Raw genomic sequence first — 25751 nt, 5'->3', positions numbered from 1 at the left:
CTGCTGGGCCCATTCGTGAAGCACATCACTTCCCGCGATAACGCGGTGTTCAAGCATCTCAAGGCGCTTTCGGGCTCGACGCAGCATCGTCGGCGCGCTGGGCAGTCCGTGCTCGACGGCGTGCATCTGGTCACAGCGTATCTGGATGCGGGCCACGTGCCGGCACAATGCCTGGTTTCGGAGCGCCATATCCGGCACCCGGAAGTGGTCGCGGTGCTCGATCGCGTTGATTCGGACTCCGTCATCCTGCTGGCGGACAACCTGTTTGGCCAACTCACCACGGTCGTCAACGGCATCGATCTGATCGCCCTGGTGGAGACGCCGGAAGGCAAGTTGCCGCAAACCATTGAGGCGGACTGTGTGATTCTTGATGGCATTCAGGATGCCGGCAACGTTGGTTCCATCCTGCGTTGTGCGGCTGCTGCCGGCGTGCGTGATGTGTTCATGACACCGGGCTGCGCGTTCGCGTGGTCGGCCAAGACATTGCGGGCCGCCATGGGCGCGCATTTCCACCTGAACATCGTTGAACACTGCACGTTCGAGAGCGTGCATTCGCGCCTTCAGGTGCCGCTGTTGGCGACGTCGTCGCACGCCAAGCAGGCTGTGTTCGATGTGTCGCTCAAGGCGCCCGTCGGTTGGGTGTTCGGAAACGAGGGTGCGGGCGTGTCGGACGAATGGCTTTCTGCCGTGACAACGCCTGTGACGATTCCGCAGCCGGGCGGCATGGAATCGCTCAATGTGGCTGCCGCAGCAGCGATCTGTCTGTTTGAAGCCGTGCGACAACGCCGCGCGGGCTAAACCTCTCTTTTTTCTGTCGATTACCGGTCACACGGCGTTTTCAAACGCCAGAAAAGTCCCGCATTGACTTTGACATTGAGTAATGGAACATTTGGTGCGGTGCCAATGAGCGCCCCCCGATACCCATACTCAAGGAGACCGGCATGCCGAACCCCACCCTGGCGCGCGTCCATGTCGACGAACTGGCCCAGTTTCGCGAAATCCAGCAACTCGCCTACGCGTGCGTCGAGGCCGTCGGCGGCATGCTGCGCCCCGGCATGACGGAGAAGGACGCGGCCAAGCTGCTCACTGAGTGGCTCGGCGATCGCGGCGTGCACGACTGGCTGCACAAGCCGTTCGCCTGGTTTGGCGATCGCACGGCGTTCCAGGGCTTTTCGGGCCTGACGCACATGGCCGGCTTCAACCTCGCGTTCTTTCCATCGTCGCGGCGGCTGGAGGAGAACATGCCGGTCATCCTCGACGTGGCGCCCGTGCGCAATGGCGTGATCGCCGATGTGGGCTATGCCATGTGCCTTGGCGAGAGCGCCATCCTCGAACAACTGCAGGACGATCTGATGGCGCATCGCGAACTGATCGTGCGCCTGATTCGCGAGCGTCGGTCAATGGCCGACGTAGCGCGTGCAGTGGATCAGCTCTGCATGAAGCAGGGCGTGGAGCCGCGCCACAAGGCCTATCCATTCAAAGTGCTGGCGCATCGTGTGGCCAAGCTGGACAGCCCATCCAAACCGCGTTTTGTTGCGCGCTTCGGGTTGAATGCCACGCGCAATCTGATCCTCGACCAGGTGCGCAGCGGCAAGCAGGAAGGGTGGTCGCCGCTGTGGTCGATCGACCGTCGATCCGAACATGCGCCGGTGCCGGGCTTGTGGGCCGTTGAGCCGCACCTGGGTTTCCATGGCGTCGGTGCCAAGTTCGAAGAGCTGCTCGTCATCACCGAAGACGATGCTTACTGGCTCGACGACGATCTGCCGCATGTGCGCCGCTGGCAGCAACGCCAGCTTGCGCAGCAGCGCGCCGCCTGATGCGCGGGGAGGCTCACATGAAAACGCTTCTTGAAGAGGCTCCGCTGGCGTTGTTCGAGCCGGCTGCTACCGTCCCGACCATCGAACACGCCGAGCGCACCGTGCAATCCGGCAGCGTCTCGCTCGCCGTCAAGACCTGGGGCGACCCGGCGCATCCGACCGTCGTACTCGTGCACGGTTACCCCGACAATAGCGAGGTCTGGCACGAGATGGCACCGCTGCTCGCGCGGGATTACTACATCATTGCCTACGACGTGCGTGGCGCCGGCAAGTCGAGTTCGCCCAAAGGGATGCGCAACTACACCTTCGCGCGATTGACCGACGACTTCATCGCCGTGATCGATACGCTGAGCCCAGGCAAGCCGGTGCACCTGATCGCGCACGACTGGGGTTCGATCCAGTCGTGGGAGTTCGTGACGGAGGAGCGCCTGCGCGGACGCATTGCGTCATACACATCGTGCTCAGGGCCTTGCCTGGACCACGTGGGTTACTGGATGCGCGCGCGGCTGTTGCGGCCGACGCCGTCGTCGCTGGGCAAGATGCTGGGGCAGCTCGTGCGCTCGTGGTACGTGCTGCTGTTCCATTTGCCCATCGTGCCAGAGCTGAGTTGGCGCCTGTGGCTCGGGCGCGCGTGGCCGCGTGTGCTGCGTCGCGTTGAGAAGACCGCCATCGTGCCGCGTGCCACGCAGACCGCCGATGGCGTGCGCGGTGTCTCGCTGTATCGCGCCAATTTCGTCCGCAGCTTGTTCACGCCGCGCAAGCGTGTCGCGCATGCGCCGGTGCAGGTCATCGTGCCGACGCTGGACAAGTACGTCAGCCCCGCGTTGTCCGAAGACCTCTCGCGCTGGGTGCCGCAGTATTGGCGCCGCGAAGTGGTAGCGCGGCACTGGCTGCCGGTCACGCATGCCGCACGCATGGCGGACATGGCACGCGAGCTGATCGAGCATGTCGAGGGCAAGCCGGAATCCGAAGCGCTGCAACGCACGCGTCAGCATGGCGAGCGCAAACCGTTCTCCGGCAAGCTGGCGGTCATCACGGGAGCTGGCAGCGGCATCGGTCGTTGCGCGGCGTTGGAATTCGCGGAGCAGGGTGCGGCGATCGTCGCCGTCGACATCCGTGCCGAAGATGCAGAGCGCACGGCCAAGCTCATCCGTCTCACCGGCGGCAAGGCGTGGGCGCGCACCGTCGATGTCGGCAATGCCGAGCAGATGGAAGCGCTGGTCGACTGGGTCGGCAAGGACCTGGGCGGCGCCGACATCGTCGTCAACAACGCCGGCATCGGCATGGCGGGCGGCATTGTCGACACCTCCGAGCGCGATTGGCAGCGCATCCTGCACGTGAACGTGTGGGGTGTGATCCATGGCGCCCGGCTGTTCGCAAAGCAGATGGTGGCGCGCGGGCAGGGCGGGCACATCCTGAACACTGCATCAGCGGCGGCCTTCGCGCCATCGCGCGATCTTGCCGCCTATGCGACGACGAAGGCCGCGGTGCTGATGCTGTCCGAATGCATGCGCGGCGAGCTGGCCGGGCAGGGCATCGGCGTGTCTGCCATCTGCCCCGGTTTTGCCGAGACCGGAATCATGGCCTCCACCGTCTACACCGGCACGACCGAGGCACAACAGGCCCAACTGCGTGCCCGCGCGACCAAGCTCTACCAGCTGCGCGGCCTTAAGCCCGAGACCGTCGCGAAAGCCATGTTCAGGGCGGTTCAGCGCAACAAGCCCGTTGTCACGATCGGTATCGAGGCGCATTCGTCGCGCTTCATCTCGCGCTATGCACAGTGGCTCAGCCGGCTGATTGCGCGCGTGAGCATGGCGGGGCATTGAGCCCGCGCAGACAAGAACATCCGGAGACCACCATGACCGCGCCCGATTACTTCATCAAGGCCCGCCACGTCCGTTTCGACTGGAAGGACACGCCCATCCAATGGATTCCGGGCGACCCGTCCAGCACGCACATCATCAACATCCTGAACCTGCTGTTCCCCGCCGGCGAGCTGTGGTTTTGCCGCGTCTACAACAAGGCGCTGCCGCTGATTACCGACACAAAGCTGCGCTCCGACGCCGAGGGATTTCTGCGCCAGGAGGCCGTCCACTCGCGCTCGCACGGCGGCGTGCTTGCGCATTACTACAAAGACCACGGCATCGACACCCAGCCCTTCACCAAGCGCCTCGATTGGCTTTTTTCCAAGGTGCTCGGCGAACAGCCGCTGGGCCTGAAGATCGGCCACACGCGCTTCTGGCTGCGGCAGCAGCTCGGCATCATCGCCGCGCTGGAGCACTTTTTCGGCTATCTGGGCAACTGGGTGCTCAACGCAAAGGGGCTGGATGCCGCCCATGCCGATCCCGTCATGCTCGACCTGCTGCGCTGGCACGGCGCAGAGGAGGTCGAGCACCGCACCGTCGCGTTCGACATCTTTCGGCACATGGGCGGCTCGTATCTCGAACGCTGCTTCCACATGCTGACCACGATCCTGTTGCTGCTGTACTTCCTGGTGACGGGTTTCCGCTTCATGTACAAGCGCGATCCGGGCGCGGGCAAGTTTCCTGGCTTTATCCGCGGCTGGTGGCAAGGCTCGCGGCGCAACTGCCTGCCATCGTTCTGGAAAATGCTGGGGGCTGCGTTGCGCTATTTCCGCCCCAGCTATACGCCGCATCACGAAGGATCGACCGAGCAGGCGCTGGCCTACCTGGAAACATCGCCAGCAGCGCAAGCCGCGGCGCATGGCGGCAACTGGGTGCGCGATCGCGCCTGACTGGGCCGCAGAAAAGCAAAACGGCCGGTGCAATGCCGGCCGTTGTGTTTGAGGTCTGAGAGCGCTCGCTCAGTAGTTGTTGTGATCCATCTTGATGTCCTGCAGGATCGTCGTAGCAATTTCCTCGATCGACTTGTGCGTTGACGACAGCCACTTGACGCCCTCGCGCCGCATCATCGATTCGGCTTCGTTGACCTCATAGCGGCAATTTTCCAGCGCGGCATATTTGCTGCCTGGGCGACGTTCATTGCGGATTTCCGACAAGCGCTGAGGATCGATCGACAGCCCGAAAATCTTGTTCTTGTAGTTGTACAGCACCGTGGGCAGCTTGCCGCGCTCGAAATCGTCCGGAATGAGCGGGTAATTGGCAGATTTCACGCCGTATTGCATTGCCAGGTACAGGCTGGTCGGCGTTTTGCCGCTGCGCGATACCCCCACCAGAATCACATCCGCCTCGGCCAGGTTCTTGTGTGACTGGCCGTCATCGTGCGCAAGTGAAAAGTTGATCGCTTCGATGCGGTTCTTGTACGCCTCGGTGTCGGCGTTCTGGTGAAACCGGCCGATGGCGTGGGTCGACTTGAGGTTCAGTTCCCTCTCGAGCGGCTCGATGAAGGTCTGGAACATGTCCAGGATGGTGGCCTTGGCCCGATGGACGATCTCGTTTGCCTCGGCATCCACCAATGTGGTGAACACGATCGGCCTCACCCCTTCGGCGTGAAAGGCTTCGTTGATCTTTGCGACCGCAACGTGCGCCTTGTCGATCGTGTCGACAAACGGAATCCGCACCTGTCGGAATTTCATCTCAAACTGCGCCAGGATCGAGTGGCTAAACGTTTCTGCGGTGATCCCGGTGCCATCCGACACGATGAAAACGGTGCGGAACGGTGTGCGGTTGGGAGATGCGGGGGCGAGGTCGGTCATCGAAAACGAGGGGTTTTTCCAGCACGCCGGCAGGAAATCGTGCTGCGGCACGGTAGAATAGCGGCGATCGTTTAGCTAAGCAATTCGGGCCGATCGCCTGTCAGGCAATGCCACAGCGGCAGTGCTGGCAGGGCATCCGGATGGTTTAGCCAAGCGATTCGCGCGGCCAGACGACAAGAAGAAAGCCCCGTGCGCATCCGACCGGTTTTTCACTTAGTTTAGGGGCTTGTATGACTAACCTGTCGCAAGACGGCGCCTATGTGCTGCCGTTCGAGCAATTGCGGATGACCGATGTCGAGGTCGTCGGCGGTAAAAACGCTTCGCTGGGCGAGATGATTTCCCAGCTGGATGGCGCCGGCGTGCGCGTTCCAGGCGGTTTTGCCACCACGGCACTGGCGTTCCGTGATTTCCTTGCACACAACAACCTGACCGAGCGCATCTCGCAGCGCCTGGCCAGCCTGGATGTCGACGACGTCAAGGCGCTGGCTGCCGCCGGCAAGGAGATCCGCGAGTGGGTCGCCACCGCACCGTTCCAGCCGCGTCTGGAGCAGGAGATTCGCGAGTCGTACGCTCGCGTGTCGGCTCGCGAAGGCGCCGAGGCATCGTTCGCGGTGCGCTCGTCGGCCACCGCCGAAGACCTGCCGGACGCTTCGTTCGCCGGCCAGCAAGAGAGCTACCTCAACGTTCTCGGCATCGATGACGTGCTCGACAAGATCAAGCACGTGTTTGCTTCGCTGTACAACGACCGTGCGATTTCCTACCGCGTGCACAAGGGCTTCGCCCATGACGTGGTGGCCCTGTCGGCCGGCATCCAGCGCATGGTGCGTTCGGACTGCGGCGCCTCGGGCGTGATGTTCACGATCGACACCGAATCGGGCTTCCAGGAGGTCGTCTTCATCACCTCCAGCTACGGCCTGGGCGAAACGGTGGTGCAGGGTGCGGTGAACCCGGATGAGTTCTACGTCTTCAAGCCGACGCTGGCCGCCGGCAAGTACCCGATCATCCGCCGCTCGATCGGCTCCAAGCTGATCAAGATGGAATTCACCGCGCCGGGCGAAGAAGGCCGCGTGAAGACCGTCGACGTGCCGGGCGAACTCCGCAACCGTTACTCCATCAGCGATGCGGATGTGACGGAGCTGGCCAAGTACGCCGTCATCATCGAGAAGCATTACGGTCGCCCGATGGATATCGAGTGGGGCCGCGACGGCAAGGACGGCAAGATCTACATCCTGCAGGCTCGCCCGGAGACGGTGAAGAGCCAGTCGCACGGCAAGGTCGAGCAGCGCTTCCGCCTGAAGGGCTCGGCACCGGTGCTGACCACCGGCCGCGCTATCGGCCAGAAGATCGGCACGGGCCCGGTGCGCGTGATCAACGATCCGGCTGAAATGGAGCGCGTGCAGCCCGGCGACGTGCTGGTTGCCGACATGACCGACCCGAACTGGGAACCGGTGATGAAGCGCGCCTCGGCCATCGTCACCAACCGTGGCGGCCGTACCTGCCACGCGGCCATCATCGCGCGTGAGCTGGGCGTGCCGGCGGTGGTCGGCTGCGGCGATGCGACCGACCTGCTGAAGGACGGCACGCTGGTGACAGTCTCGTGCGCCGAAGGCGACGAAGGCAAGATCTATGACGGCCTGCTGGAAACCGAAATCACGGAAGTCCAGCGTGGCGAAATGCCGCCGATCAGCACCAAGATCATGATGAACGTCGGCAACCCGCAACTGGCGTTCGATTTCTGCCAGATCCCGAACGGCGGTGTGGGCCTGGCTCGCCTCGAATTCATCATCAACAACAACATCGGCGTTCACCCGAAGGCGATCCTCGACTACCCGCAGGTCGACAGCGACCTGAAGAAGGCCGTGGAAAGCGTGGCTCGCGGCCATGCAAGCCCGCGTGCGTTCTACGTTGACAAGCTGGCCGAGGGCATTGCCACGATCGCAGCGGCGTTCTATCCGAAGCCGGTGATCGTGCGTCTGTCGGACTTCAAGTCCAACGAGTACAAGAAGCTGATCGGTGGTTCGCGCTACGAGCCGGACGAAGAAAACCCGATGCTGGGCTTCCGGGGCGCCTCGCGCTACATCGCCGAAGACTTTGCCGAAGCCTTCGAGATGGAGTGCCGTGCCATGAAGCGCGTGCGCGACGAGATGGGCCTGACCAACGTCGAAGTGATGGTGCCGTTCGTGCGTACGCTCGGTCAGGCTGAGAAGGTTGTCGAGCTGCTGGCCAAGTACGGCCTGAAGCGCGGCGAGAACGGCCTGCGCCTGATCATGATGTGCGAAGTGCCGTCCAACGCGATTCTGGCCGAGCAGTTCCTGCAGCATTTCGACGGTTTCTCGATCGGCTCGAACGACCTGACGCAGCTCACGCTGGGTCTGGATCGCGACTCCGGCATGGAGCTGCTGGCCAAGGACTTCGACGAGCGTGATCCGGCGGTCAAGTTCATGCTGCAGCGTGCCATTTCTACGGCGCTGTCGATGGGCAAGTACGTCGGTATCTGCGGTCAGGGCCCGTCCGACCATCCGGATTTTGCCGAGTGGCTGGCCAAGGAAGGTATCTCGTCGATCTCGCTGAACCCGGATTCGGTGATCGACACGTGGCAGAAGCTGGGTTCGGCTTGATTCCGGCCTAGAGCGTCGTAAGACAAGGCGCGTATCCTGACGGGTACGCGCCTACAAGAACGCGAAGTGCCCGAGAGCGTCCAACGCTGACGGGGGCCGAGCGACATGCCCCCGCAGACGTGCAGCGTCGCGGGGGTTTTTTTTATGGGATTCCGGGAGAGGGAGTATGTCGGCTCAGACCGTCTGGTTTTCTCTGGCCGTGCTGCTCGTCATCGGCGAGCTGATGACGGGGACCTTCTATCTGCTGATGGTGGCAATCGGCCTGGTCGCTGGCGGTCTTGCCGCGCTGATCGGCCTTACGTTTCCTGCACAGGCCATCGTGGCCGCCATCGTGGCGGTGTTCGGCATCGTCGGGTTGCGGCGCACGCGCTACGGGCGGACCACGCGTGAGAATGCCGCGCGCAATCGCAACGTCAATCTGGACATCGGCGAGACGTTGCGCGTCGATGCTTGGTCACCCGAGCGCCGCGCGCGCGTGCAATATCGCGGCGCCGCATGGGATGTCGAACTTGCACCGGACGCATCGGCCGCCGCTGGCGAATTCCGGATCGTCGAAGTGCGTGGCAACGTGCTTGTCGTCGCGCCCAGGTAGCCACCAACAACAACCAAAAACAACCAACAAGCCCAACCACGGAGGTTCTATGTTCGAGCTGGGGACTCTCGCGATCATCGTCCTGTTTGCCGCCATCGTGCTCATCGCACAAGGCATCAAGATCGTGCCGCAACAGCACGCCTGGATTCTGGAGCGACTGGGCAAGTATCACGCGACGCTCTCGCCGGGGCTCAACATCGTGCTGCCCTTTGTTGACCGCGTGGCCTACAAGCACGTGCTCAAGGAAATCCCGCTCGACGTACCGAGCCAGATCTGTATCACCAAGGACAACACGCAGCTGCAAGTGGACGGCATCCTGTATTTCCAGGTGACCGACCCGATGCGGGCTTCGTATGGATCGAGCAATTTCGTGATCGCCATCACGCAGCTGGCGCAGACGACGCTGCGCTCGGTCGTCGGCAAGCTGGAACTGGACAAGACGTTTGAGGAGCGCGACTTCATTAACCACAGCGTGGTCAATGCGCTGGATGAGGCCGCATCGAATTGGGGCGTGAAGGTGCTGCGCTACGAGATCAAGGATCTGACGCCGCCGAAGGAGATCCTGCACGCCATGCAGGCGCAGATCACGGCCGAGCGTGAAAAGCGTGCGCTGATCGCCGCATCCGAAGGCAAGCGCCAGGAGCAGATCAATCTGGCATCCGGTGCGCGCGAGGCTGCCATCCAAAAATCAGAAGGGGAAAGGCAGGCCGCAATCAACAAGGCGCAGGGCGAGGCAGCGGCGATTTTGGCGGTGGCAGAAGCCAACGCCCAGGCGATCCAGAAGATCGGTCAGGCCATTCGTACCGAGGGCGGTGTCGATGCCGTCAACCTGAAGGTGGCGGAAGAGTATGTGAGCGCATTCGGTAACCTGGCCAAGCAGGGCAACACGCTCATCGTGCCGGGCAACATGGGTGACCTGAGCACGATGATTGCGTCAGCGTTGACGATTGTGAAGCAGCAGCGGCCGAGCGCGTAAGGCTCGGCGGAGCGGGAGAGGGCTCAAGCCTTCTCGCGCATGAGGCGGGCTTTTTCGCGCTGCCAGTCGCGGTCTTTCTCGGTTTCGCGCTTGTCGAACTGCTTCTTGCCTTTGGCAAGGCCGATCTCGCACTTCACGCGGCCGCGCGTGTAGTGCAGGTTGAGCGGCACGAGCGTGTAGCCGCGCTGTTCCACTTTGCCGATGAGCTTCTTGATCTCTTCGGCGTGCAGCAGCAGCTTGCGGGTGCGCACGGGGTCTGGATTGACATGCGTGGAGGCCGATTGCAGCGGGCTGATATGGGCCCCGATCAGGAACAGCTCGGCGTTGCGAATGACGACGTAGCCTTCCTTGATCTGCGCACGGTTGGCCCGGATGGCTTTCACCTCCCAGCCCTCAAGAGCCATGCCTGCTTCGTAGCGCTCTTCGATGAAGTAATCGAAAAAGGCCTTTTTGTTGTCGGCGATGGTCATATTTTGGAATATGCGGTGCGCGCCTTGGGGTGACGATCCCTGCATGCGCTGCGATAAAATGGCGAGTTTAACAAATCCGCCGCAATCCCAGCCGGGACGCGGCACGCAAAGCTTTCGGATGACGCATGGCAGACGTTGAAAAAAACGTGTTAATTGGCTACTCGGCCGAACAGATGTTCGACCTGGTCACCGACGTCAAGGACTATCCGAACTTCCTGCCATGGTGCGGGGGCGTTGAAATCTACGAGCAGACGGAAACGTCACTCGACGCGCGTGTGGACATCGCCTTCAAGGGCATTCACCAGTTCTTTCGCACGCGTAACGTGCAAACGCGGCCCACCCGCATTGATATGACGTTCGCTGACGGGCCTTTCAAGTCGTTTACCGGTTTCTGGATCTTCACGCCGCTGCGCGCGGACGCCTGCAAGATCAACTTCCACCTGCATTACGAGTTTTCCAACGTGATTCTGGAAAAACTGATCGGCCCGGTGTTCAGCATGATTGCCAACACCTTCGTCGATTCGTTCGTCAAACGCGCTGAGACGGTGTATGGCGAATCCTGATTCCAGCACCGTGATCGACGTGATGGTCTGCCTGGCGACGGTTACGCCGCCGCGGCTTGTCACCGTGCAAGTACCGGAGCGGGCGACGGTGGCCGACGCGGTGCGTGCCTCTGGCGTGCTGAATGGCCTGGAATTGACCATCGATACCTGCCGCCTGGGCATTTACGGCAAGCGCAAGACGCCCGATGCACCGTTGCACGCGCGAGACCGGGTGGAAATTCTGGGTCCGCTGATCGCCGATCCAAAAACTGCACGCCGGCGGCGCGTGTTGAAGGTGCGGGCCACCGGCACGCGCGAAGGGTTGAAGTGGCTGCGCAACGAGGCGCCGCCCAAAGACGACGTCCTCGAATAGCGACAAATCAGTTGCAGTTGGCGCTCAGGGCAGCCTGGTTGCGCTGGACGGCTGCGGCGCGCTGGTTGTCATCCATATAGGCGATCGAGCCGTCGGCCTGCACCGAGCCGACGCGGCGGCCGTCTTGCATATACGTGGTTTCGTTGCGCAGGCGTGCGCATTCGGCTTGCTTGCGCTGGGCAGCGTCTGCCTGCCTGGCTTCGTCCTGTTCCTTTTTGGCGCGGTCGGCCAGGCGCTTGCGCAGTTCTTCGTCGGGGTTCGATGCGGCCACGCCCGAGGCTGGCTGGCTGGGTCTGGCTGCCGCGTTAGGGTCCGCCGCTTTGACGCCCGAGGCCGGCGCGGACAGCGCTTCATAGGCCGTGGCCGTGCGGCTGTTCGGATTGCGGATGATGCGGTTGGATGGCACCGACGGCGGCGGTGCGGCATCGCTGTAGACCATGTGGCCCTTGTCATCGCGCCATTGCCAGGCCCATTGCGCCTGGGCAACCGGACAAGCGAGGGCGATCAGGGCAGCGGTGGCAGGCAACAGGACGTGCAGTCGTTTCATGGAGTTCTCGTTCGTGGACTGCCGACGGCGCGCTGGCCGACCCGACGACGGCCCCTGGACGCGCACGGGAGCCCGGTGGCGTGATCGCCACTCGCCAATTTAGGCCGACGGCCTGGCTTGGCCTGTCGACTCGCCCCCCGGCAAGGCGCCCAGTTTATGCAGACTTGTTGTTGGCGTGCAAGCGCACCGACCAGCCGACACCCGCAATCAGCAAGGCGATTGCGGCCATCTCAAGCGGACGCGGCCAGCGGTCGTCGTACACGAAGCCATATGCCAGCGCGAACAGGGTCTCGAACGCGATCATCTGGCCCGACAGTGTGAGCGGCAGTCGTCGGGAGGCGATGTTCCATAAGTTGTTGCCGATCAGCGACGCGCCGAGTGCCACGGCAGCATTGACCACCCAGAACGTGCCCCAGGCACGTCCGCCGGCATTCATCCAGCTTGTACCGACCGCGAGCAGGGCCGCCAAGGTCAAAGCGGCCGACAGAATGCCGCTGGAAATGCCGTACAACGCAGACCATTCGTTGCTGGAGAAATGCGGATTGCGCTGCAGGTAGCGGGCATTGTCCACGGCGTACCAGGTCCAGCTGCAAAGCGCGCCCACCGCACAAGCGATGCCGGCAATGCGTTGCCAGACAGGTCGGGCGTCGGCGGCCATCGTCGTCGCTTCATGGCCGAACAGGTCGACGTTGATGCAGACGATGCCGGCAGCGACAACCAATAGCGGCCAGATCAGGCGGGAGAGCGGCACGGCCCCATGATCGCGCCGGCCAAGCATGGTCACGGTAATGGGCAGGATGCCGACGATAAGCGAGGTGGGTGCAACGCCAGCCAGTTGCACGCCAAAGGCCACGAAAACGAAGTAAACAAGGTTGCCGCTGCAGGACTGCCTGAACAGCGCCAGGCAATCGGCGCGGGTAATCTTGCGGGCAATGCGGGGAAGGATCGGGGCAGCGGTGATGGCTGCGATGACGCCGTAGGCGAGGTAGCGGCCAAGGGTCAGTTCCCACGGTGAAAACGCGGGCAGCGCGCGGGGTGCAATAAAGACCATGCCCCACATCGCCCCGGCCAGCAGGGCGCACAGTACGCCAATTCCCATTCGAACACTCGCGAGGCTAACTCTGCGCGGCCGCTGGCGGCGCAGGGCGCAATAGGCACGGGCGCGAAGAAAAATTTATCGAGCATAGCACGGGTCTCTACTACCGTGGGGCGAATTCCCGTATAATCCGATTTTGCGCCTAGAGGAAATTGCTATGCGTCTTGTCCAGAAAGCACTCACGTTCGATGATGTGCTGCTCGTCCCGGCCTATTCGGCCGTCCTGCCCCGCGATACGTCCCTTCGCACCAAGCTCACCCGTTCGATCGAACTCGCCATTCCGCTTGTCTCCGCCGCCATGGATACGGTTACGGAAGCGCGGCTCGCCATCGCCATGGCGCAGCAAGGTGGTATCGGTATCGTCCACAAGAACCTGAAGCCGGAAGAACAGGCGCGCGAAGTCGCCAAGGTCAAGCGCTTTGAATCGGGCGTGCTGCGCGACCCGATCACCATCGGTCCTGACATGAAGGTCCGCGACGTGATGGCGCTGTCGGCACAGCACGGTATTTCGGGTTTCCCGGTGCTGGAAGGCAAGAAGGTGGTGGGCATCATCACCAACCGCGATCTGCGTTTCGAAGAGGAACTGGACGCCCCGGTGCGCGCCAAGATGACGCCGAGCGAGAAGCTCGTCACCGTCAAGGAAGGCGCCACGCTGGAAGAGGCCAAGCGCCTGTTGAACAAGCACCGCCTGGAGCGCGTGCTGGTGGTGGGCGAAGCCTTTGAGCTGCGCGGCCTGATCACCGTCAAGGATATCCAGAAGGCCACCGAATACCCGCTGGCCTCGAAGGACGAACGCGGTTCGCTGCGCGTGGGCGCGGCGGTGGGCGTGGGTCCGGATAACGATCTGCGTATCGATTTTCTGGTGAAGGCCGGCGTGGACGTGATCGTGGTCGATACCGCGCACGGCCACAGCCAGGGCGTGCTGAACCGCGTGCGCTGGATCAAGGACAACTACCCGCAAGTGCAGGTGATTGGCGGCAACATCGCCACGGGCGACGCCGCCAAGGCGCTGGTCGACCACGGCGCGGATGGCGTCAAGGTCGGCATTGGCCCGGGCTCGATCTGCACGACGCGGATCGTTGCTGGCGTGGGCGTGCCGCAAATCTTTGCCGTGTCGAATGTGGCCGAGGCACTGAAGGGCACCGGCGTTCCACTGATCGCTGACGGCGGTATCCGCTACTCGGGCGATGTTGCCAAGGCCCTGGCTGCCGGCGCGCACACCGTGATGATGGGTGGCATGTTCGCCGGTACGGACGAATCGCCGGGCGAGGTGTTCCTGTTCCAGGGCCGCTCGTACAAGAGCTACCGTGGCATGGGCTCGGTGGGCGCGATGAAGGACGGCGCCGCCGACCGCTACTTCCAGGAAGACAACACCGCCAACGTGGACAAGCTGGTGCCCGAAGGTATCGAGGGGCGCGTGCCGTACAAGGGCTCCGCGCTGCCGATCGTGCATCAACTCACGGGCGGCGTTCGCTCGTCGATGGGCTACTGCGGTTGCGCCTCGATTGCCGAATGGCACGAGAAAGCCCAGTTTGTCGAGATCACCGCCGCTGGCATGAACGAATCGCACGTGCACGACGTGCAGATCACGAAGGAAGCGCCGAACTATCACCGCGACTGATCGCTTGTCGATCATCGCAAACAAGATAGAAGGCAAGCAGTACTGCCGCCGGGGCGCGCGGGCGCTCCGGCCGATTCAACCGGTGGCCGAAGCACGGGCGGCCGCCCGCAACTGGAGACGATGATGAAAGCGCTTTTGCGACTCGTTCTGTTTCTGGATGCGGCTGTCGCGCTGTGCGTCGGTCTCGTCCTGCTGGCTTCACCCTTGACGTCCATCTTCGGCGCGCTGCAATTACCGCAGCCTGAGCCGGCGATGTACGGTCAGTTGCTCGGCGTCACGCTGATTGGTGTGGCCTGGCTGCTGTGGCACGCCACCGTCAACGGGCAGCTGACCACCGCCGTTGCGCAGGTGGTCGGTCATGTGAACCTGGCTGTCGCCGTGCTGGTGATTGCCTGGCTGCTGTTCTTCCACCTGCCGGTGGACGGCGCTGGCCGCATCTGGCTGCCGACGTTTGCCGCGGTGCTGGCGGCGTTTTCCGCCGTGCAGATTCCCGCCTCGCGACGCGTGCGCACCAATGAGCGCGTGCGCGCCCAGAAAGCCCGCGAAGACGCCGCGGCCGCGCGCGAACGCGAACGCGCAGAAAAGGCGCAGCGCAAAGAACCTGGCTACATGCCGCCTCCGGGCTACGGCCCCGGCACTGAAGTCGACACGATTGCCGATTCCATTCCTTCACAACATGCACGACAAAGTCCTCATCCTTGATTTCGGCTCGCAGGTCACGCAACTGATTGCGCGGCGCGTGCGTGAAGCACACGTCTACTGCGAGATCCACCCGAACGACGTGTCCGACGCCTTCGTGCGCGAGTTCGCGCCCAAGGCGATCATCCTGTCCGGCAGCCACGCCAGCACGTACGAAGACCATCAGCTGCGCGCGCCGCAGGCCGTGTGGGATCTGGGCGTGCCGGTGCTCGGCATCTGCTACGGCATGCAGACCATGGCCGTGCAGCTGGGCGGCAAGGTGGAGTGGAGTGACCACCGCGAATTCGGTTACGCCGAAGTGCGCGCGCATGGTCACACCCGTCTGCTCAAGGACATCCAGGACTTCGCCACGCCGGAAGGTCACGGCATGCTCAAGGTATGGATGAGCCACGGCGACAAGGTTACGGAACTGCCGCCCGGCTTCAAGCTGCTGGCCTCGACGCCGAGCTGCCCGGTCGCCGGCATGGCCGATGAGGCACGTGGCTATTACGCCGTGCAGTTCCACCCAGAAGTTACGCATACCGTGCAAGGCCGCGCGATGCTCGAGCGCTTTGTTCTGGAAATTGCCGGTGCCAAGCCCGACTGGGTCATGCGCGACCACATCGACGAAGCCGTCAAGGCCATCCGCGAGCAGGTGGGCGATGAGGAGGTGATCCTCGGCCTGTCGGGCGGTGTTGATTCGTCGGTGGCAGCGGCGCTGATCCACCGTGCAATTGGCGACCAACTCACCTGCGTTTTTGTCGACCACGGCCTGCTGCGCCTGGACGAAGGCAAGATGGTGATGGACATGTTCGCTGGCCGTCTGCATGCCAAGGTCGTGCACGTGGATGCCTCCGAGCAGTTCCTCGGCCACCTTGCCGGCGTGACGGACCCGGAAGCCAAGCGCAAGATCATCGGCCGCGAGTTTGTGGAAGTGTTCCAGGCCGAAGCGAAGAAGCTCAGCAACGCCAAGTGGCTGGCGCAGGGCACGATCTACCCGGACGTGGTGGAATCAGGCGGCACCAAGACCAAGAAGGCAACGACGATCAAGAGCCACCACAACGTGGGTGGCCTGCCGGAAACGCTGGGGCTGAAGCTGCTCGAGCCGCTACGCGATCTGTTCAAGGACGAAGTGCGCGAGCTGGGCGTGGCGCTGGGCCTGCCGCACGAGATGGTGTATCGCCATCCGTTCCCGGGGCCGGGTCTGGGCGTGCGCATTCTCGGTGAAGTCAAGCGCGAATACGCGGACCTGCTGCGCCGCGCCGATGCCATCTTCATCGAAGAGCTGCGCGGCACCAAGGCCACGGCCCAGGATGTGGCCGCCGGCGTGTGCGGTGAAGGCGATGTCGGCAAGAGCTGGTACGACCTGACGAGCCAGGCGTTTGCGGTGTTCCTCCCGATCAAGTCCGTCGGCGTGATGGGCGATGGTCGCACGTACGACTACGTGACGGCGCTGCGTGCTGTGCAGACCACCGACTTCATGACCGCCCACTGGGCACATCTGCCGTACACGCTGTTGGGCCGCGTGTCGAACCGCATCATCAATGAGGTGCGTGGTTTGAGCCGGGTCGTGTATGACGTGTCGGGCAAGCCGCCTGCGACGATTGAGTGGGAGTGATCTAGCATCGTCTCACCCCGTTTCATGCAGCGACAAAAATCGCAAGAAACTCAAGTGTGACAAGGGATGAGGCATCTCATGATGCCTCAACCGCTTTCACCCAATCTCACGCAATGTGCGAATTTGCGCTTGGCAACCTTAAGCCCCGCATGGCTTTGTACAAGGTTTCCGACAGATGTGGTTGTGTCCATCGTTCGCGTTCGACGCCCTACTTCAAATGGGGCCGCAAGGCGACGTGAGGGCACCACGTGGCGACCGAGCGGAGCCCGGTAGCCTTACTCCACTATCTTGAACACCCGATTCTTCTCGATCACACCGGCTTTCGGCAATTTGCCTTCGTCCTCAGTGTCGGGGCGCAGATGCCGCTCGTCTAGCGCCGGCCCCGTGTAGCGGCTGCGCGGCCGAATCACCTTGCCCACGCGCAGTTGCTCGATGCAGTGCGCGAGCAGCCCGACGCTGCGCGCGATCGAAAACAAGCCGAACGCCGCATCGCGCGGCAACTGAAGCTGTACCGACAGCATCGCGAACGCGACATCGATGGTCGGCCGCTGGCCGGTGAGTTCCGTAACCTTGTCGACGAAATGCGCCAGTTCCGCCGGCGGATGGAGCCGCGCGAGCAACGCGGCCGCGCGCGGATCGCCATCGGGGTAAAGATGATGGCCGAAGCCGGGAATCGGGATCGCTGACTTCAGGTAGTGATCGACCACGTGCTCGGCGCCCAATCTCTGCACGTCGTCGAATACCGCACGCACGCGCCCTGACGCGTCGCCGTGCAGCGGGCCCGACAACGTTGCGAGCCCCGTCAGCAGGCAGCCCGCGAGCGATGCGCCGGTCGACGCGGTGATGCGCGCGGCGAATGCCGAACTCGTGATCTCGTGATCTGCAACCAGCACCATCGCCCGGCGCAGCAGATCCGCGCCATCGCTGTCGAGGCCCCAGCCGGCTGCGAGCCGCTGATGGGTCCGGAGTGGACTTGCGCCGACATCGCCATGCGCGCCGAACGCGCGCGACACGATCGCGACGAGTTGCCCCGCTTCGATGTGCAGCGCGCTGTCGAGCCGGCCGAGCGTCGAATGGCCGTGCGCGGCCAGCATCGCGAGTACCGAGAACGCGCATTGCCGATCGCGCTCGCCGGATGGCAGCGCGATCGCGGGTGCGTCGAACGACACGGGCGTGGTGGCCTGCCAGAGCAGAGCAGCCGTTTCCTCGAGCGTGGCGGTATCCGCAAGCTGAATGCTGTCGCGGCCCCGATACCAGGCGCGGCCCTTGGAGAACGTGGTGATGCCGCTGTAGATGCACGGCTCGGCGCCAAAGATCGTGCTGGCTGCCAGCGCCGCTCGCTTGCGGCCGACCTGTTTCTTGCGGCACAGCGTGACCACGTCCTCCGCGCGATACAGACTCTTGCGTGGATCGTTGGGGTCCTGCATCACGGCGATACTGCCGCGGCTCGCATACGCATAGACGGTCTGCGCCCGCACGCCGAGCCGCCGCGCCGCTTCCGTCAGGGTGATCCAGTTCTGCATGTGGAGTCGTGATGACGATGCGGCCTGTGTCTGGCCGCTTGCGCCGACTATAGACCGGGTTCAGTTGAATGTCATTTCTGCTGCGCGCCGCTCAAGCACCTCGACGAGGATGTCGCCTGGCGCGCGTACGAAACAGCCGCGCACACCGGCGCGGATCCGCGTGACGGGCTGGACGATCTCTGCATCGTGCGCGACCAGATGCGCGTAGGCGGCATCCAAGTCATCGACCAGCACGCCAAAGTGGTCGATCCCTTGCACGCGGCGCCCCTCCGTCACGGTCGCCGAACGCGCGTCCGGCTGGGCGGTGATGAATAGGTTGACGGCGCCGATCCGCAGATCGACGCGGCCGGGGCGTCGCACGATTTCGGCGTTCAGGCAGCGCGCGAACCATGCGGCGGTGGCCTCCGCATCGGCCGAGCAGAGTTGCAGGTGGTCCCATTTGAATTCGATCATGGTCGTGGTCCGCGGGTGAAGGAGTCGGCGGGTTGGCAGACAAAGGGCATCTACGGGCTCAGAGCTCGATACGTGACAGTTTGCCGAGCAGCACCGAGTACGACAGCGTGCCGACGAGGCAGATCCCGCCCATCAAGTTCAGCGCCCAGAAAAAGCTGCCGGTGTGCTGCGTCACGTAGCCGATCATCAGCGGCGTGGTGACGGCTGCGATGTTGGCCGCGAGGCTCGTGATGCTGCTGGTGAGTCCAACGTAGCGTTTAGGCGCAATCTCGGACACGGCCGCCCACGACATCGAGCCGATCCCCTGGGCGAAGAATGCGATGGTGAGGATCGCGATCACCAGCGCGTTCGAATGCACGAAGTTGACGAGCACGATCGACGCGCCGAGGAAGGTGCCGATCACGAGCGGCGCCTTGCGCGACGACGACATCGACACGCCGCGCCGGATGCAGAGATCGGACAGATAGCCGGCGATCAGGATGCCCAACGTCGCGCCGATGAACGGCATCGCCTGGAAGAAACCGACCTTGATCATCGACATGTGCCGTTCCTCGACCAGATAGGTCATGAACCAGGTCGTGAAGAACACCAGCAGCGTGTTGTTGCAGAACTTGCCCAGACAGATCGCGAGGATCTGCCGGTAGCTGAGCAGGCGCAGCGCCATGCGCCACTCGAAGCGATCGCGCGCGGTCACCACGGGGCGCCCTTCAGTGATGTACTGCAGCTCGGCTGCATTGACGCTGCGATGCCGTGACGGATCGCGATAAAGCCGATACCAGACGACACTGAACAGGATGCCGAACGCGCCCGTCGAGAAGAATACGGCCCGCCAGCCGAACGCCGACGAGATCCACAGCAGCAGCCCGGTGAAGAGCGGCGTGCCGATGTACTGGCCCATCACGTACACGCTCGTTGCGAAGCCGCGTTCCTGGACCGGGAACCACATCGTGACCGCACGCGCGTTCGACGGAAACGCGGGTGCCTCGAGCGCTCCCATCGCCAGCCGCGAGCCGAGCAGCATGTGGTAGCCGTGTGCGAGCCCTTGCGTCAGCGTCGCCAGCGACCAGCCGACGAGCGACAGCGCATACGCAACGCGCGAGCCGAGCATGTCGGCTAGCACGCCTGCGGGCAGCAGGGCGATCGAGTAGGCGAGTCCGAACACGGCGAACAGCTCGCCCATCTGCACGCGGGTGAGCGCGAGATCCTTCGATAGTGCGGGCGCGACGATGCCGAGCGCCGAGCGATCGACGTAGTTGAGGACGGTCGCCACCAGCAGCATCGACAGCACGCCGTAGCGCACCCGCGATCTTCTTACGCTGCCCGCGTGCGCGTTGACCTCGCGCATGACCGAAACCTGCTCTTCTGCAGTTTCCAATGTTGTCTCCTGTTGTCTGATGGATGGGCCGGCGTATGGTTGTTGTGTGTGCCGGCGCACGTCGGGTTCAGCCGCGTCCGACGAAAGGCATCGCGCTGGCCATGATCGTCATGTTCAGAATGTTGGCTTCGAGCGGCAGGCTCGCCATCTGCACGATGGCATTCGCGACGTGCGCGACGTCGACGCGCGGCTCGGGCGCGATGCGGCCGTCGGCCTGCGCTACGCCGCTCGTCATGCGTTCGGTCAGCGACGTGGCAGCGTTGCCGATGTCGATCTGGCCGCACGCGATGTTGAATGGCCGGCCGTCGAGCGCGAGCGAGCGCGTGATGCCGAGAACGGCGTGCTTCGTGGCGGTGTACGCGATCGTGTTCGGACGCGGCGTGTGCGCCGAGATCGAGCCGTTGTTGATGATGCGGCCGCCTTGCGGCGTCTGCCGCTTCATCTGGCGCCACGCGGCGCGCGCACACAGGAATACACCCGTCAGGTTGGTCGCGACCACGTCGTTCCAGAACTGCAGCGAGTAGTCGTCGAGCGGCACGGCTCCTGCATTGCGGCCCGCGTTGTTGAACAGCACATCAAGGCGCCCGAACTCGTGCGCGATCTGCGCGAAGCTGGCGTCGACCGACGCTTCGTCGGAAACATCGGTCGGAATGGCCGCCGCCGCGCCGCCGGCCCGCTCGATGATCTCTTTCGTTTCGAGCAGCGGATCGATGCGCCTGCCGAGCAGTGCGACGCTGAACCCGGCTCGCGCCAGCGCGACGGCCGCCGCCTGGCCGATGCCGGTGCCGGCGCCCGTCACCGCCGCGATTCTTTTTTCTGCCTGCATCTTCACGACCTCGTCTTCAGTGGTGCGTTGAACATGCAAAAAGCATTGCGCGGTGGCGATTCCCCAGCAATCTTGATTCTTTCAATCAATATCAACAGCCCCGTCGCGACGGGGCGGCGTCAGGGTTTTCCTGAGTTGGGCGAGACGTCGCTCGCGGACCAGCGCGGCCGGATGGGCGGCGCGCGACACGGCCGAAGCGACGCCGAAAGCCCGCGGCGGCGCACCGCGCACATACATTGATCGAAACAATCAATATTGACCCGCGCCGACCGTGCTTCGTAGGCTGTGCTCCGTTTTCCGACCCAAGGACGAGACCATGCCTGACAACAATCGCCCCCGCCTGCTAGTAGCGCGACGGGTTCCCGCGGCGGTGGCCGCACGTGCCGAAGCCGAATTCCACGCGTATGTGACCGACGCCGACATGGACGCGCCGTCCGTCGTCGAATTCTGCAACCGCCACGAGACGCCGGCGGTGCTGATCGGCAAGAAATCGGGGCTGCAGGCCGAGCACATCGCAGCATTGGCGCCGAGCGTGAAGATCATCGCGAACGCGAGCGCCGGTTACGACCACATGGACGTGGCCGCCGCGCGCGCACGCGGGATCGTCGTCAGCAACGCGCCCGACGCGCTGACGGACTGCACTGCCGATTTCACGATGTTGTTGATTCTCGCCGCGTGCCGGCGTGCGTCGGAGTACGAGCGCATCGTGCGCGCGGGATGGGGAAAGTCGTTCGGCATGACGGACATGCTTGGCATGCGCGTGAACGGAAAGACGCTCGGGATCGTCGGTTTCGGCCGGATCGGGCGGGCGGTCGCACAGCGTGCGCGCGGCTTCGGAATGCAGATCGTCTATACCGACCGGCGGCCCGCGCCGCCCGAGATCGAGGCCGGCGCGCGTTATTGCGCGGATCTCGACACGCTACTGCCACAGTGCGACATCCTCACGCTGCACGTGCCTGGCGGCGGCACGCCATTGATGACGCACCGCGAGTTCGGCTTGTTGCGCGACGGCGCGGTATTCGTCAACGCAGCGCGCGGGAGTCTCGTCAACGAGGATGCGCTGTACGATGCGTTGGCGTCGCATCGGTTATTCGGCGCGGGGCTTGACGTCTATCAGAACGAGCCCAACATCGATCCGCGCTTTGCAGCACTCGACAATGTGTTTCTGTCGCCGCATATGGCGAGCGCGACGATCGAGACGCGCGACCAGATGGGGTTCACCGCACTCGACAATATCGCTGCGGTGCTTGATGGGAGGGCGGCGCCGAACGCGCTGTGAACCGCCATGAGAAAAGCGGCCGAGCAGGGCGCCTACGCCTCTAGCGACCAGCCCTGGTTGTCCACGTTCTTTTCATCGCGATAGACCCACCGCGCGCCGCATGTGGGACACGAGAACGTGCTGACGGTGATTGGGCGCGCGGAGGGCGACTTGATGCGCTGCGTGTCGGTGATTCTCAGCAAAGCATGGCCTGGCGCGCCGCGTTTATGGAGTTCGATTGCAGCGCAAGCCGAGCAGAGTGTCATGCTGATGGTTCTCTCAAGGGCGCACGCCCACTGTGGCGTGCAGGCTCAGCGGTGGGGTGCGGGGGTGGGTCAAAGGTGCAGCTTATCTAATTATTTGTTGACGCGGGGCTGAAATGTCTGTAGAAACCATCCTCGCAGGATCTTCAAGCAGTTACTCCGATGTTCTGGGTTGTCACGCCAAGCGGTGCTTCCTTTGCTCCATGTTTCTTCCTTGATTGTCGTGCCTGGTGAGCACAGGCTCATGCAGAACTTTTTAGGATATCCAACATGGAAACCGGCACAGTAAAGTGGTTCAACGACTCCAAGGGCTTCGGCTTCATCACCCCGGACGCAGGCGGCAACGATCTCTTCGCTCACTTCTCTGAAGTTCAGGGCAACGGGTTCAAGTCCCTCCAAGAGGGCCAGAAGGTTCGCTACGTTGCAGGCGTGGGCCAAAAGGGCCCGGCTGCTACGAAGATCGAGGCGATCTGATCGGTCGCATCTGCCAAGAAAAACCCCGCACTGCGGGGTTTTTTTTCGCGGCAACATCAAGGTATTCAAGACCCACTTTGCTCCAGCGTCGGTGGCTCTTGCCGCGGCAGATGAATCTGCTGCCGCATCACATAGACGGCCACCGCTGCCGAAAGCAGGCCCGAGAGCGCACCCACACCAAGTGACCAGCGCGGGCCGAGATGGTCTGCCACCCAGCCCACAATCGGTGCGCCAATCGGGGTGCCGCCCAACGCGATGGCCACGCGCAACGCCATTACCCGCCCACGCATGGCAGGCTCGGTCGAGAGTTGCATCAGGCTGTTGCTCGTGTTGGTGAATGTCAGCGCCGCCATGCCGGTGATGACCAGCGCCGCCGCAAACAGCCAATAGCCCGGTGCGATGGCCGCCAACGTGCACCCCAGCCCGAATATCGCGGCGCCTATCAGCAGTGACTTGAACTCCGGCTGCTTACGCCCCGCGGCGAACAACGCGCCGGACATCGTGCCGACCGCCATCATCGACGACAACACGCCGTAGCCGCGCGCATCCGAGTGGAAGACGCTCGCTGCCATTGTCGAGATGAAGATTGGGAAGTTCAGCCCGAATGTGCCGATCAGGAACAGCATGACCAGCATGGCCTTGAGGTCGGGGCGAGCCCACACGTAACGGATGGCCTCGGCAAAGCCGCCTTGAGAGCGCCGTGCACGCGCATTCGGGCGCAGTTCGGATTTGCGCAGGAAAAAGAGCGAAGTCAGCACCGCGATGAACGAAAGCCCATTGGCCAGGAATGCCCAGCCTGTACCGATGGTGGCGATGGCCATGCCCGCCGCCGCTGGCCCGACCATGCGCCCAGCGTTGAACGACGTCGAGTTGAGCGCAACTGCATTGGGCAGATCGCCATCGCCCACCAGTTCCGCTACGAACGTCTGGCGCACCGGAGCATCGAACGCCGACGCACAGCCGGACAGAAACGCCAGCAGGTAGACGTGCCAGAGCTGAACGATACCCGTCACGGTCAGCAGCCCGAGAATCAACGCCAGCACGCCCGATGTCGCTTGGGTGGCCATCAGCAGCTTGCGCTGGTTGTAGCGGTCTGCGGCAACGCCCGTCCACGGCAATAGCAGGAGCTGCGGGCCAAACTGCAGCGCCATGACGGTGCCGACTGCTGAAGCGTTGTGGTTCGTGAGCTGCGTCAGCACCAGCCAGTCCTGTGCGGTGCGCTGCATCCACGTGCCCACGTTGGACACCAGCGACCCCACGGCCCACAAACGGTAGTTGAAAACGCGCAGTGAGCGGAAGACGCCTGTTGCTGGCGTACTTGCCGATGTGATCATTGGCGTTGCGGCAGACCGCTGTCGAGATTGCCACCATTGAACCTGCCAAAGCGCCGGGCCATCGGCACGCCGAGTGCCAGGATGCCCAACCCGATCGCAACGGCATCGGTTGTGTTTCGCAGGTGGAAATCACCAACCCGCAGGACGAGGACGTAACCGACGGCCAGATTGAACGCGCCCCACAGCACATTCACTGTGGACGACGAAAGCCCTTCGCCGGGCGGCGTTGCGAATGGGCTCTGAAATGGTTTGCCCGCGATGCCGAAGACGAAATGCGGCACGGCGTTGGCGAGGAACGCGCCGCCGAAAAACCAAGAGATGAGATGGGACCATGCCATGTCGACGCTCCGGATCAAGAACAGTAAGAGGGGCTCAAAACTCTGCGAGCCGTTGCAGCAACGTCACGGCCTTTGCCAGTTCAGCTTGCTCGGCGGCGGACAGTTGCGCCTGCAGTGCGCGGAACAGCCAATCGTCTTTCGCCGCGCGGCTTTCCTTGAGTGCTTTCCTAAAGCCCGGCGTCAATTCGATGAGCGTTTGCCGGCCATCTGTCGAATCGGGCTTGCCGACAACCGCGCCCATCGCTTCCAGTGCTGCAACGGTGACCCGCATGGACTGCGGTTTTACGCTGCCCGCCCGCGCAAGCGCAGACACGGTGGCCGGGCCATCACGGTCCAGGCGCAGCAGAACCGACTTTTGCGCGTGGGTGAGATCGTTCGGGTGGACTTGTTCGCGCAGGCGCCGGGACAGCTTGCCGAGCGCAATGCGCAGATCGCCGGCCAGCGCGGCGGGCGGCGCGGGCTCGGTGGAGGAGGGTGATTTAGCCATGCCGCGAGCATAGCATCAATACAGTTTAACTGTGCAGTTAAGCTGTAATGTTATGCGCAGGCCACGCAAGCAAAAAGGCCCGCATCTGAGCGGGCCTCGTTCCTTCCGTGTGCGGTATCGCGCCTATGCCGCCTGCTTGCGGGGCCGCCGTACCGCACGAATCTTTCCGGTGGTGCCGCCGCCGCAGAAGAACTGATCGGCGCCATCCGACTCGAGTCCTGACACAGTGATGCCGGCTGGCATGTCAAGCTGCTCCAGCACTTCGCCGGTTTGCGGATCAATATGCCGCAGCTCGCTCGTATTGCCTTCCCATGTGGCGTGCCAGAGTTCACCGTCGACCCATGTGACGCCGGTCACGAAGCGGTTGGATTCGATGGTGCGCAGCACCTTGCCGGTGTCCGGATCGATCTGGCGGATCTTGCGCTCGCGGTAGTGACCGACCCACAGCGTGCCTTCGGCCCAGGCGAGGCCTGAGTCTCCACCTGCTCCCGGCGCGGGAATCGTGGCCAACACGTTGCCGGTTTGCGGGTCGATCTTCTGGATGCGGTCTTCGGCGATCTGGAACAGGTGCCGTCCGTCGAACGCGGTACCGGCATGGGCCGGCACGTCGATGGAGCGCTGCGTCTTGCCGCTGTCGGGGTCGAGTTCCTTCAACTGACCGCCGGCAGCGAACCAGATGCGCTCGCCGTTGTAGGTGACGCCGCCCACGTTTTCGACACCGGGGAAGGGGCCGTATTCGCGCACGACTTCGGCGGTGGATCGTTTCATGTTGGGCTCGCTGGATTCGGTTGTGGAG

At 63.4% G+C, this 25751-nt stretch carries 28 protein-coding genes; 15 read left to right on the top strand and 13 right to left on the bottom strand.

Annotated features, from left to right (window positions below):
• Positions 1-15 precede the first annotated feature (15 nt).
• The 4 genes from DOD19_RS07695 to DOD19_RS07680 all read left to right on the top strand — a co-directional run bounded on the left by DOD19_RS07695 (position 16) and on the right by DOD19_RS07680 (position 4572).
• Complete coding sequence (locus DOD19_RS07695; protein WP_112184976.1) at positions 16-798, top strand: RNA methyltransferase; 783 nt, start codon at positions 16-18, stop codon at positions 796-798.
• Positions 799-941: 143 nt separating this feature from the next.
• Complete coding sequence (locus tag DOD19_RS07690; protein WP_024975781.1) at positions 942-1817, top strand: M24 family metallopeptidase; 876 nt, start codon at positions 942-944, stop codon at positions 1815-1817.
• Positions 1818-1834: 17 nt separating this feature from the next.
• Positions 1835-3643 (top strand): SDR family oxidoreductase, encoded by a 1809-nt coding sequence (locus tag DOD19_RS07685; RefSeq protein ID WP_112184974.1) that lies wholly within the window; start codon positions 1835-1837, stop codon positions 3641-3643.
• Between the two features lie 32 nt (positions 3644-3675).
• Complete coding sequence (locus DOD19_RS07680; protein WP_112184972.1) at positions 3676-4572, top strand: metal-dependent hydrolase; 897 nt, start codon at positions 3676-3678, stop codon at positions 4570-4572.
• Positions 4573-4641: 69 nt separating this feature from the next.
• Here DOD19_RS07680 and DOD19_RS07675 read toward each other — a convergent pair whose 3' ends face one another.
• Positions 4642-5493 carry a pyruvate, water dikinase regulatory protein gene (locus tag DOD19_RS07675; protein WP_024975778.1) on the bottom strand — a complete coding sequence of 284 codons (852 nt, stop codon included), beginning with the start codon at positions 5491-5493 and terminating at the stop codon, positions 4642-4644.
• Positions 5494-5723: 230 nt separating this feature from the next.
• Between DOD19_RS07675 and ppsA the strand changes: the two genes are divergently transcribed.
• From ppsA to DOD19_RS07660, 3 genes are all read left to right on the top strand, one after another.
• Positions 5724-8111 carry a phosphoenolpyruvate synthase gene (ppsA, locus tag DOD19_RS07670; protein WP_112184970.1) on the top strand — a complete coding sequence of 796 codons (2388 nt, stop codon included), beginning with the start codon at positions 5724-5726 and terminating at the stop codon, positions 8109-8111.
• A gap of 166 nt (positions 8112-8277) precedes the next feature.
• Entirely contained in the window at positions 8278-8703 is a 426-nt protein-coding gene (locus DOD19_RS07665; RefSeq protein ID WP_112184968.1) for an NfeD family protein, read from the top strand.
• Positions 8704-8752: 49 nt separating this feature from the next.
• Positions 8753-9679, top strand: a complete 927-nt coding sequence (locus tag DOD19_RS07660; RefSeq protein WP_004626708.1) for an SPFH domain-containing protein — start codon at positions 8753-8755, stop codon at positions 9677-9679.
• A 23-nt stretch (positions 9680-9702) separates the two neighbouring features.
• Here the strand turns inward: DOD19_RS07660 and smpB are convergent, their stop codons facing one another.
• Complete coding sequence (gene smpB / locus DOD19_RS07655) at positions 9703-10149, bottom strand: SsrA-binding protein SmpB (RefSeq protein WP_004626709.1); 447 nt, start codon at positions 10147-10149, stop codon at positions 9703-9705.
• Positions 10150-10274: 125 nt separating this feature from the next.
• Between smpB and DOD19_RS07650 the strand changes: the two genes are divergently transcribed.
• A complete protein-coding gene (locus DOD19_RS07650; protein ID WP_024975775.1) occupies positions 10275-10712 on the top strand; it encodes a type II toxin-antitoxin system RatA family toxin in 438 nt (145 codons plus the stop codon).
• Positions 10699-11064 carry an RnfH family protein gene (locus DOD19_RS07645; protein WP_112184966.1) on the top strand — a complete coding sequence of 122 codons (366 nt, stop codon included), beginning with the start codon at positions 10699-10701 and terminating at the stop codon, positions 11062-11064. Before DOD19_RS07650 ends, DOD19_RS07645 begins: the two co-directional genes overlap by 14 nt.
• A 7-nt stretch (positions 11065-11071) precedes the next feature.
• Here DOD19_RS07645 and DOD19_RS07640 read toward each other — a convergent pair whose 3' ends face one another.
• Both DOD19_RS07640 and DOD19_RS07635 read right to left on the bottom strand, forming a co-directional pair.
• Positions 11072-11611 (bottom strand): DUF4124 domain-containing protein, encoded by a 540-nt coding sequence (locus DOD19_RS07640; protein WP_112184964.1) that lies wholly within the window; start codon positions 11609-11611, stop codon positions 11072-11074.
• Between the two features lie 154 nt (positions 11612-11765).
• Positions 11766-12710: a DMT family transporter gene (locus DOD19_RS07635; RefSeq protein WP_112184962.1), complete on the bottom strand. Its 945-nt coding sequence runs from the start codon at positions 12708-12710 to the stop codon at positions 11766-11768.
• 154 nt (positions 12711-12864) lie between these two features.
• Here DOD19_RS07635 and guaB point away from each other — a divergent pair, with 154 nt between their 5' ends.
• The 3 genes from guaB (at position 12865) to guaA (ending at position 16624) form a co-directional block, all read left to right on the top strand.
• Positions 12865-14328, top strand: a complete 1464-nt coding sequence (gene guaB, locus DOD19_RS07630) for an IMP dehydrogenase (protein ID WP_024975771.1) — start codon at positions 12865-12867, stop codon at positions 14326-14328.
• Positions 14329-14451: 123 nt separating this feature from the next.
• Positions 14452-15030 (top strand): hypothetical protein, encoded by a 579-nt coding sequence (locus DOD19_RS07625; protein ID WP_024975770.1) that lies wholly within the window; start codon positions 14452-14454, stop codon positions 15028-15030.
• A complete protein-coding gene (gene guaA / locus DOD19_RS07620; RefSeq protein WP_112184960.1) occupies positions 15005-16624 on the top strand; it encodes a glutamine-hydrolyzing GMP synthase in 1620 nt (539 codons plus the stop codon). Before DOD19_RS07625 ends, guaA begins: the two co-directional genes overlap by 26 nt.
• Positions 16625-16899: 275 nt before the next feature.
• On the opposite strand, the gene DOD19_RS07615 is transcribed toward guaA, so the two are convergent.
• The 4 genes from DOD19_RS07615 to DOD19_RS07600 all read right to left on the bottom strand — a co-directional run bounded on the left by DOD19_RS07615 (position 16900) and on the right by DOD19_RS07600 (position 20801).
• Complete coding sequence (locus DOD19_RS07615) at positions 16900-18147, bottom strand: citrate/2-methylcitrate synthase (protein WP_112184958.1); 1248 nt, start codon at positions 18145-18147, stop codon at positions 16900-16902.
• Between the two features lie 60 nt (positions 18148-18207).
• Positions 18208-18600, bottom strand: coding sequence for a VOC family protein (locus DOD19_RS07610; protein WP_112184957.1), 393 nt, complete (start codon positions 18598-18600; stop codon positions 18208-18210).
• A 58-nt stretch (positions 18601-18658) separates the two neighbouring features.
• The gene (locus tag DOD19_RS07605; protein ID WP_112185973.1) at positions 18659-19945 is read right to left on the bottom strand and encodes an MFS transporter; all 1287 of its coding nucleotides are present in this window, start codon (positions 19943-19945) and stop codon (positions 18659-18661) included.
• A gap of 97 nt (positions 19946-20042) precedes the next feature.
• Positions 20043-20801 (bottom strand): SDR family oxidoreductase, encoded by a 759-nt coding sequence (locus tag DOD19_RS07600; protein WP_024975765.1) that lies wholly within the window; start codon positions 20799-20801, stop codon positions 20043-20045.
• Between the two features lie 33 nt (positions 20802-20834).
• Between DOD19_RS07600 and DOD19_RS27495 the strand changes: the two genes are divergently transcribed.
• Together DOD19_RS27495 and DOD19_RS07595 are read left to right on the top strand one after the other, a co-directional pair.
• Positions 20835-21041, top strand: a complete 207-nt coding sequence (locus DOD19_RS27495) for a hypothetical protein (RefSeq protein WP_162634359.1) — start codon at positions 20835-20837, stop codon at positions 21039-21041.
• A 76-nt stretch (positions 21042-21117) separates the two neighbouring features.
• Entirely contained in the window at positions 21118-22080 is a 963-nt protein-coding gene (locus tag DOD19_RS07595; RefSeq protein WP_024975764.1) for a D-glycerate dehydrogenase, read from the top strand.
• Positions 22081-22112: 32 nt separating this feature from the next.
• Here the strand turns inward: DOD19_RS07595 and DOD19_RS27870 are convergent, their stop codons facing one another.
• Positions 22113-22325: a hypothetical protein gene (locus tag DOD19_RS27870; protein WP_024975763.1), complete on the bottom strand. Its 213-nt coding sequence runs from the start codon at positions 22323-22325 to the stop codon at positions 22113-22115.
• Positions 22326-22592: 267 nt separating this feature from the next.
• Between DOD19_RS27870 and DOD19_RS07585 the strand changes: the two genes are divergently transcribed.
• Entirely contained in the window at positions 22593-22796 is a 204-nt protein-coding gene (locus DOD19_RS07585; RefSeq protein WP_004626726.1) for a cold-shock protein, read from the top strand.
• Between the two features lie 65 nt (positions 22797-22861).
• Here the strand turns inward: DOD19_RS07585 and DOD19_RS07580 are convergent, their stop codons facing one another.
• The 4 genes from DOD19_RS07580 to DOD19_RS07565 form a co-directional block, all read right to left on the bottom strand.
• On the bottom strand, positions 22862-24130 hold the full coding sequence (locus DOD19_RS07580) for an MFS transporter (protein WP_112184955.1): 1269 nt from the start codon (positions 24128-24130) through the stop codon (positions 22862-22864).
• Positions 24127-24468 carry a hypothetical protein gene (locus DOD19_RS07575; RefSeq protein WP_112184953.1) on the bottom strand — a complete coding sequence of 114 codons (342 nt, stop codon included), beginning with the start codon at positions 24466-24468 and terminating at the stop codon, positions 24127-24129. The genes DOD19_RS07580 and DOD19_RS07575 overlap by 4 nt, the downstream gene beginning before the upstream one ends.
• 34 nt (positions 24469-24502) lie before the next feature.
• Positions 24503-24955 (bottom strand): MarR family transcriptional regulator, encoded by a 453-nt coding sequence (locus tag DOD19_RS07570; RefSeq protein WP_112184951.1) that lies wholly within the window; start codon positions 24953-24955, stop codon positions 24503-24505.
• 123 nt (positions 24956-25078) lie between these two features.
• Entirely contained in the window at positions 25079-25723 is a 645-nt protein-coding gene (locus DOD19_RS07565) for a DUF5074 domain-containing protein (protein ID WP_112184949.1), read from the bottom strand.
• Between the last annotated feature and the right edge of the window lie 28 nt (positions 25724-25751).

The organism is Ralstonia sp. GX3-BWBA (assembly GCF_003290055.1).
Classification (GTDB): domain Bacteria; phylum Pseudomonadota; class Gammaproteobacteria; order Burkholderiales; family Burkholderiaceae; genus Ralstonia; species Ralstonia holmesii.
This window is presented reverse-complemented; position numbering and strand designations above follow the sequence as displayed.

Coding starts and splice junctions, on each gene's coding strand:
- DOD19_RS27495 (WP_162634359.1), top strand. CDS start 20,835: ATGCAAAAAGCATTGCGCGGTGGCGATTCCCCAGCAATCTTGATTCTT.
- ppsA (WP_112184970.1), top strand. CDS start 5,724: ATGACTAACCTGTCGCAAGACGGCGCCTATGTGCTGCCGTTCGAGCAA.
- DOD19_RS07660 (WP_004626708.1), top strand. CDS start 8,753: ATGTTCGAGCTGGGGACTCTCGCGATCATCGTCCTGTTTGCCGCCATC.
- smpB (WP_004626709.1), bottom strand. CDS start 10,149: ATGACCATCGCCGACAACAAAAAGGCCTTTTTCGATTACTTCATCGAA.
- DOD19_RS07640 (WP_112184964.1), bottom strand. CDS start 11,611: ATGAAACGACTGCACGTCCTGTTGCCTGCCACCGCTGCCCTGATCGCC.
- guaB (WP_024975771.1), top strand. CDS start 12,865: ATGCGTCTTGTCCAGAAAGCACTCACGTTCGATGATGTGCTGCTCGTC.
- DOD19_RS07680 (WP_112184972.1), top strand. CDS start 3,676: ATGACCGCGCCCGATTACTTCATCAAGGCCCGCCACGTCCGTTTCGAC.
- DOD19_RS07685 (WP_112184974.1), top strand. CDS start 1,835: ATGAAAACGCTTCTTGAAGAGGCTCCGCTGGCGTTGTTCGAGCCGGCT.
- DOD19_RS07690 (WP_024975781.1), top strand. CDS start 942: ATGCCGAACCCCACCCTGGCGCGCGTCCATGTCGACGAACTGGCCCAG.
- DOD19_RS07570 (WP_112184951.1), bottom strand. CDS start 24,955: ATGGCTAAATCACCCTCCTCCACCGAGCCCGCGCCGCCCGCCGCGCTG.
- DOD19_RS07635 (WP_112184962.1), bottom strand. CDS start 12,710: ATGGGAATTGGCGTACTGTGCGCCCTGCTGGCCGGGGCGATGTGGGGC.
- DOD19_RS07645 (WP_112184966.1), top strand. CDS start 10,699: ATGGCGAATCCTGATTCCAGCACCGTGATCGACGTGATGGTCTGCCTG.
- DOD19_RS07650 (WP_024975775.1), top strand. CDS start 10,275: ATGGCAGACGTTGAAAAAAACGTGTTAATTGGCTACTCGGCCGAACAG.
- DOD19_RS07580 (WP_112184955.1), bottom strand. CDS start 24,130: ATGATCACATCGGCAAGTACGCCAGCAACAGGCGTCTTCCGCTCACTG.
- DOD19_RS07665 (WP_112184968.1), top strand. CDS start 8,278: ATGTCGGCTCAGACCGTCTGGTTTTCTCTGGCCGTGCTGCTCGTCATC.
- DOD19_RS07625 (WP_024975770.1), top strand. CDS start 14,452: ATGAAAGCGCTTTTGCGACTCGTTCTGTTTCTGGATGCGGCTGTCGCG.
- DOD19_RS07565 (WP_112184949.1), bottom strand. CDS start 25,723: ATGAAACGATCCACCGCCGAAGTCGTGCGCGAATACGGCCCCTTCCCC.
- DOD19_RS07605 (WP_112185973.1), bottom strand. CDS start 19,945: ATGCGCGAGGTCAACGCGCACGCGGGCAGCGTAAGAAGATCGCGGGTG.
- DOD19_RS07585 (WP_004626726.1), top strand. CDS start 22,593: ATGGAAACCGGCACAGTAAAGTGGTTCAACGACTCCAAGGGCTTCGGC.
- guaA (WP_112184960.1), top strand. CDS start 15,005: ATGCACGACAAAGTCCTCATCCTTGATTTCGGCTCGCAGGTCACGCAA.
- DOD19_RS07575 (WP_112184953.1), bottom strand. CDS start 24,468: ATGGCATGGTCCCATCTCATCTCTTGGTTTTTCGGCGGCGCGTTCCTC.
- DOD19_RS07595 (WP_024975764.1), top strand. CDS start 21,118: ATGCCTGACAACAATCGCCCCCGCCTGCTAGTAGCGCGACGGGTTCCC.
- DOD19_RS07610 (WP_112184957.1), bottom strand. CDS start 18,600: ATGATCGAATTCAAATGGGACCACCTGCAACTCTGCTCGGCCGATGCG.
- DOD19_RS07615 (WP_112184958.1), bottom strand. CDS start 18,147: ATGCAGAACTGGATCACCCTGACGGAAGCGGCGCGGCGGCTCGGCGTG.
- DOD19_RS07600 (WP_024975765.1), bottom strand. CDS start 20,801: ATGCAGGCAGAAAAAAGAATCGCGGCGGTGACGGGCGCCGGCACCGGC.
- DOD19_RS07675 (WP_024975778.1), bottom strand. CDS start 5,493: ATGACCGACCTCGCCCCCGCATCTCCCAACCGCACACCGTTCCGCACC.
- DOD19_RS27870 (WP_024975763.1), bottom strand. CDS start 22,325: ATGACACTCTGCTCGGCTTGCGCTGCAATCGAACTCCATAAACGCGGC.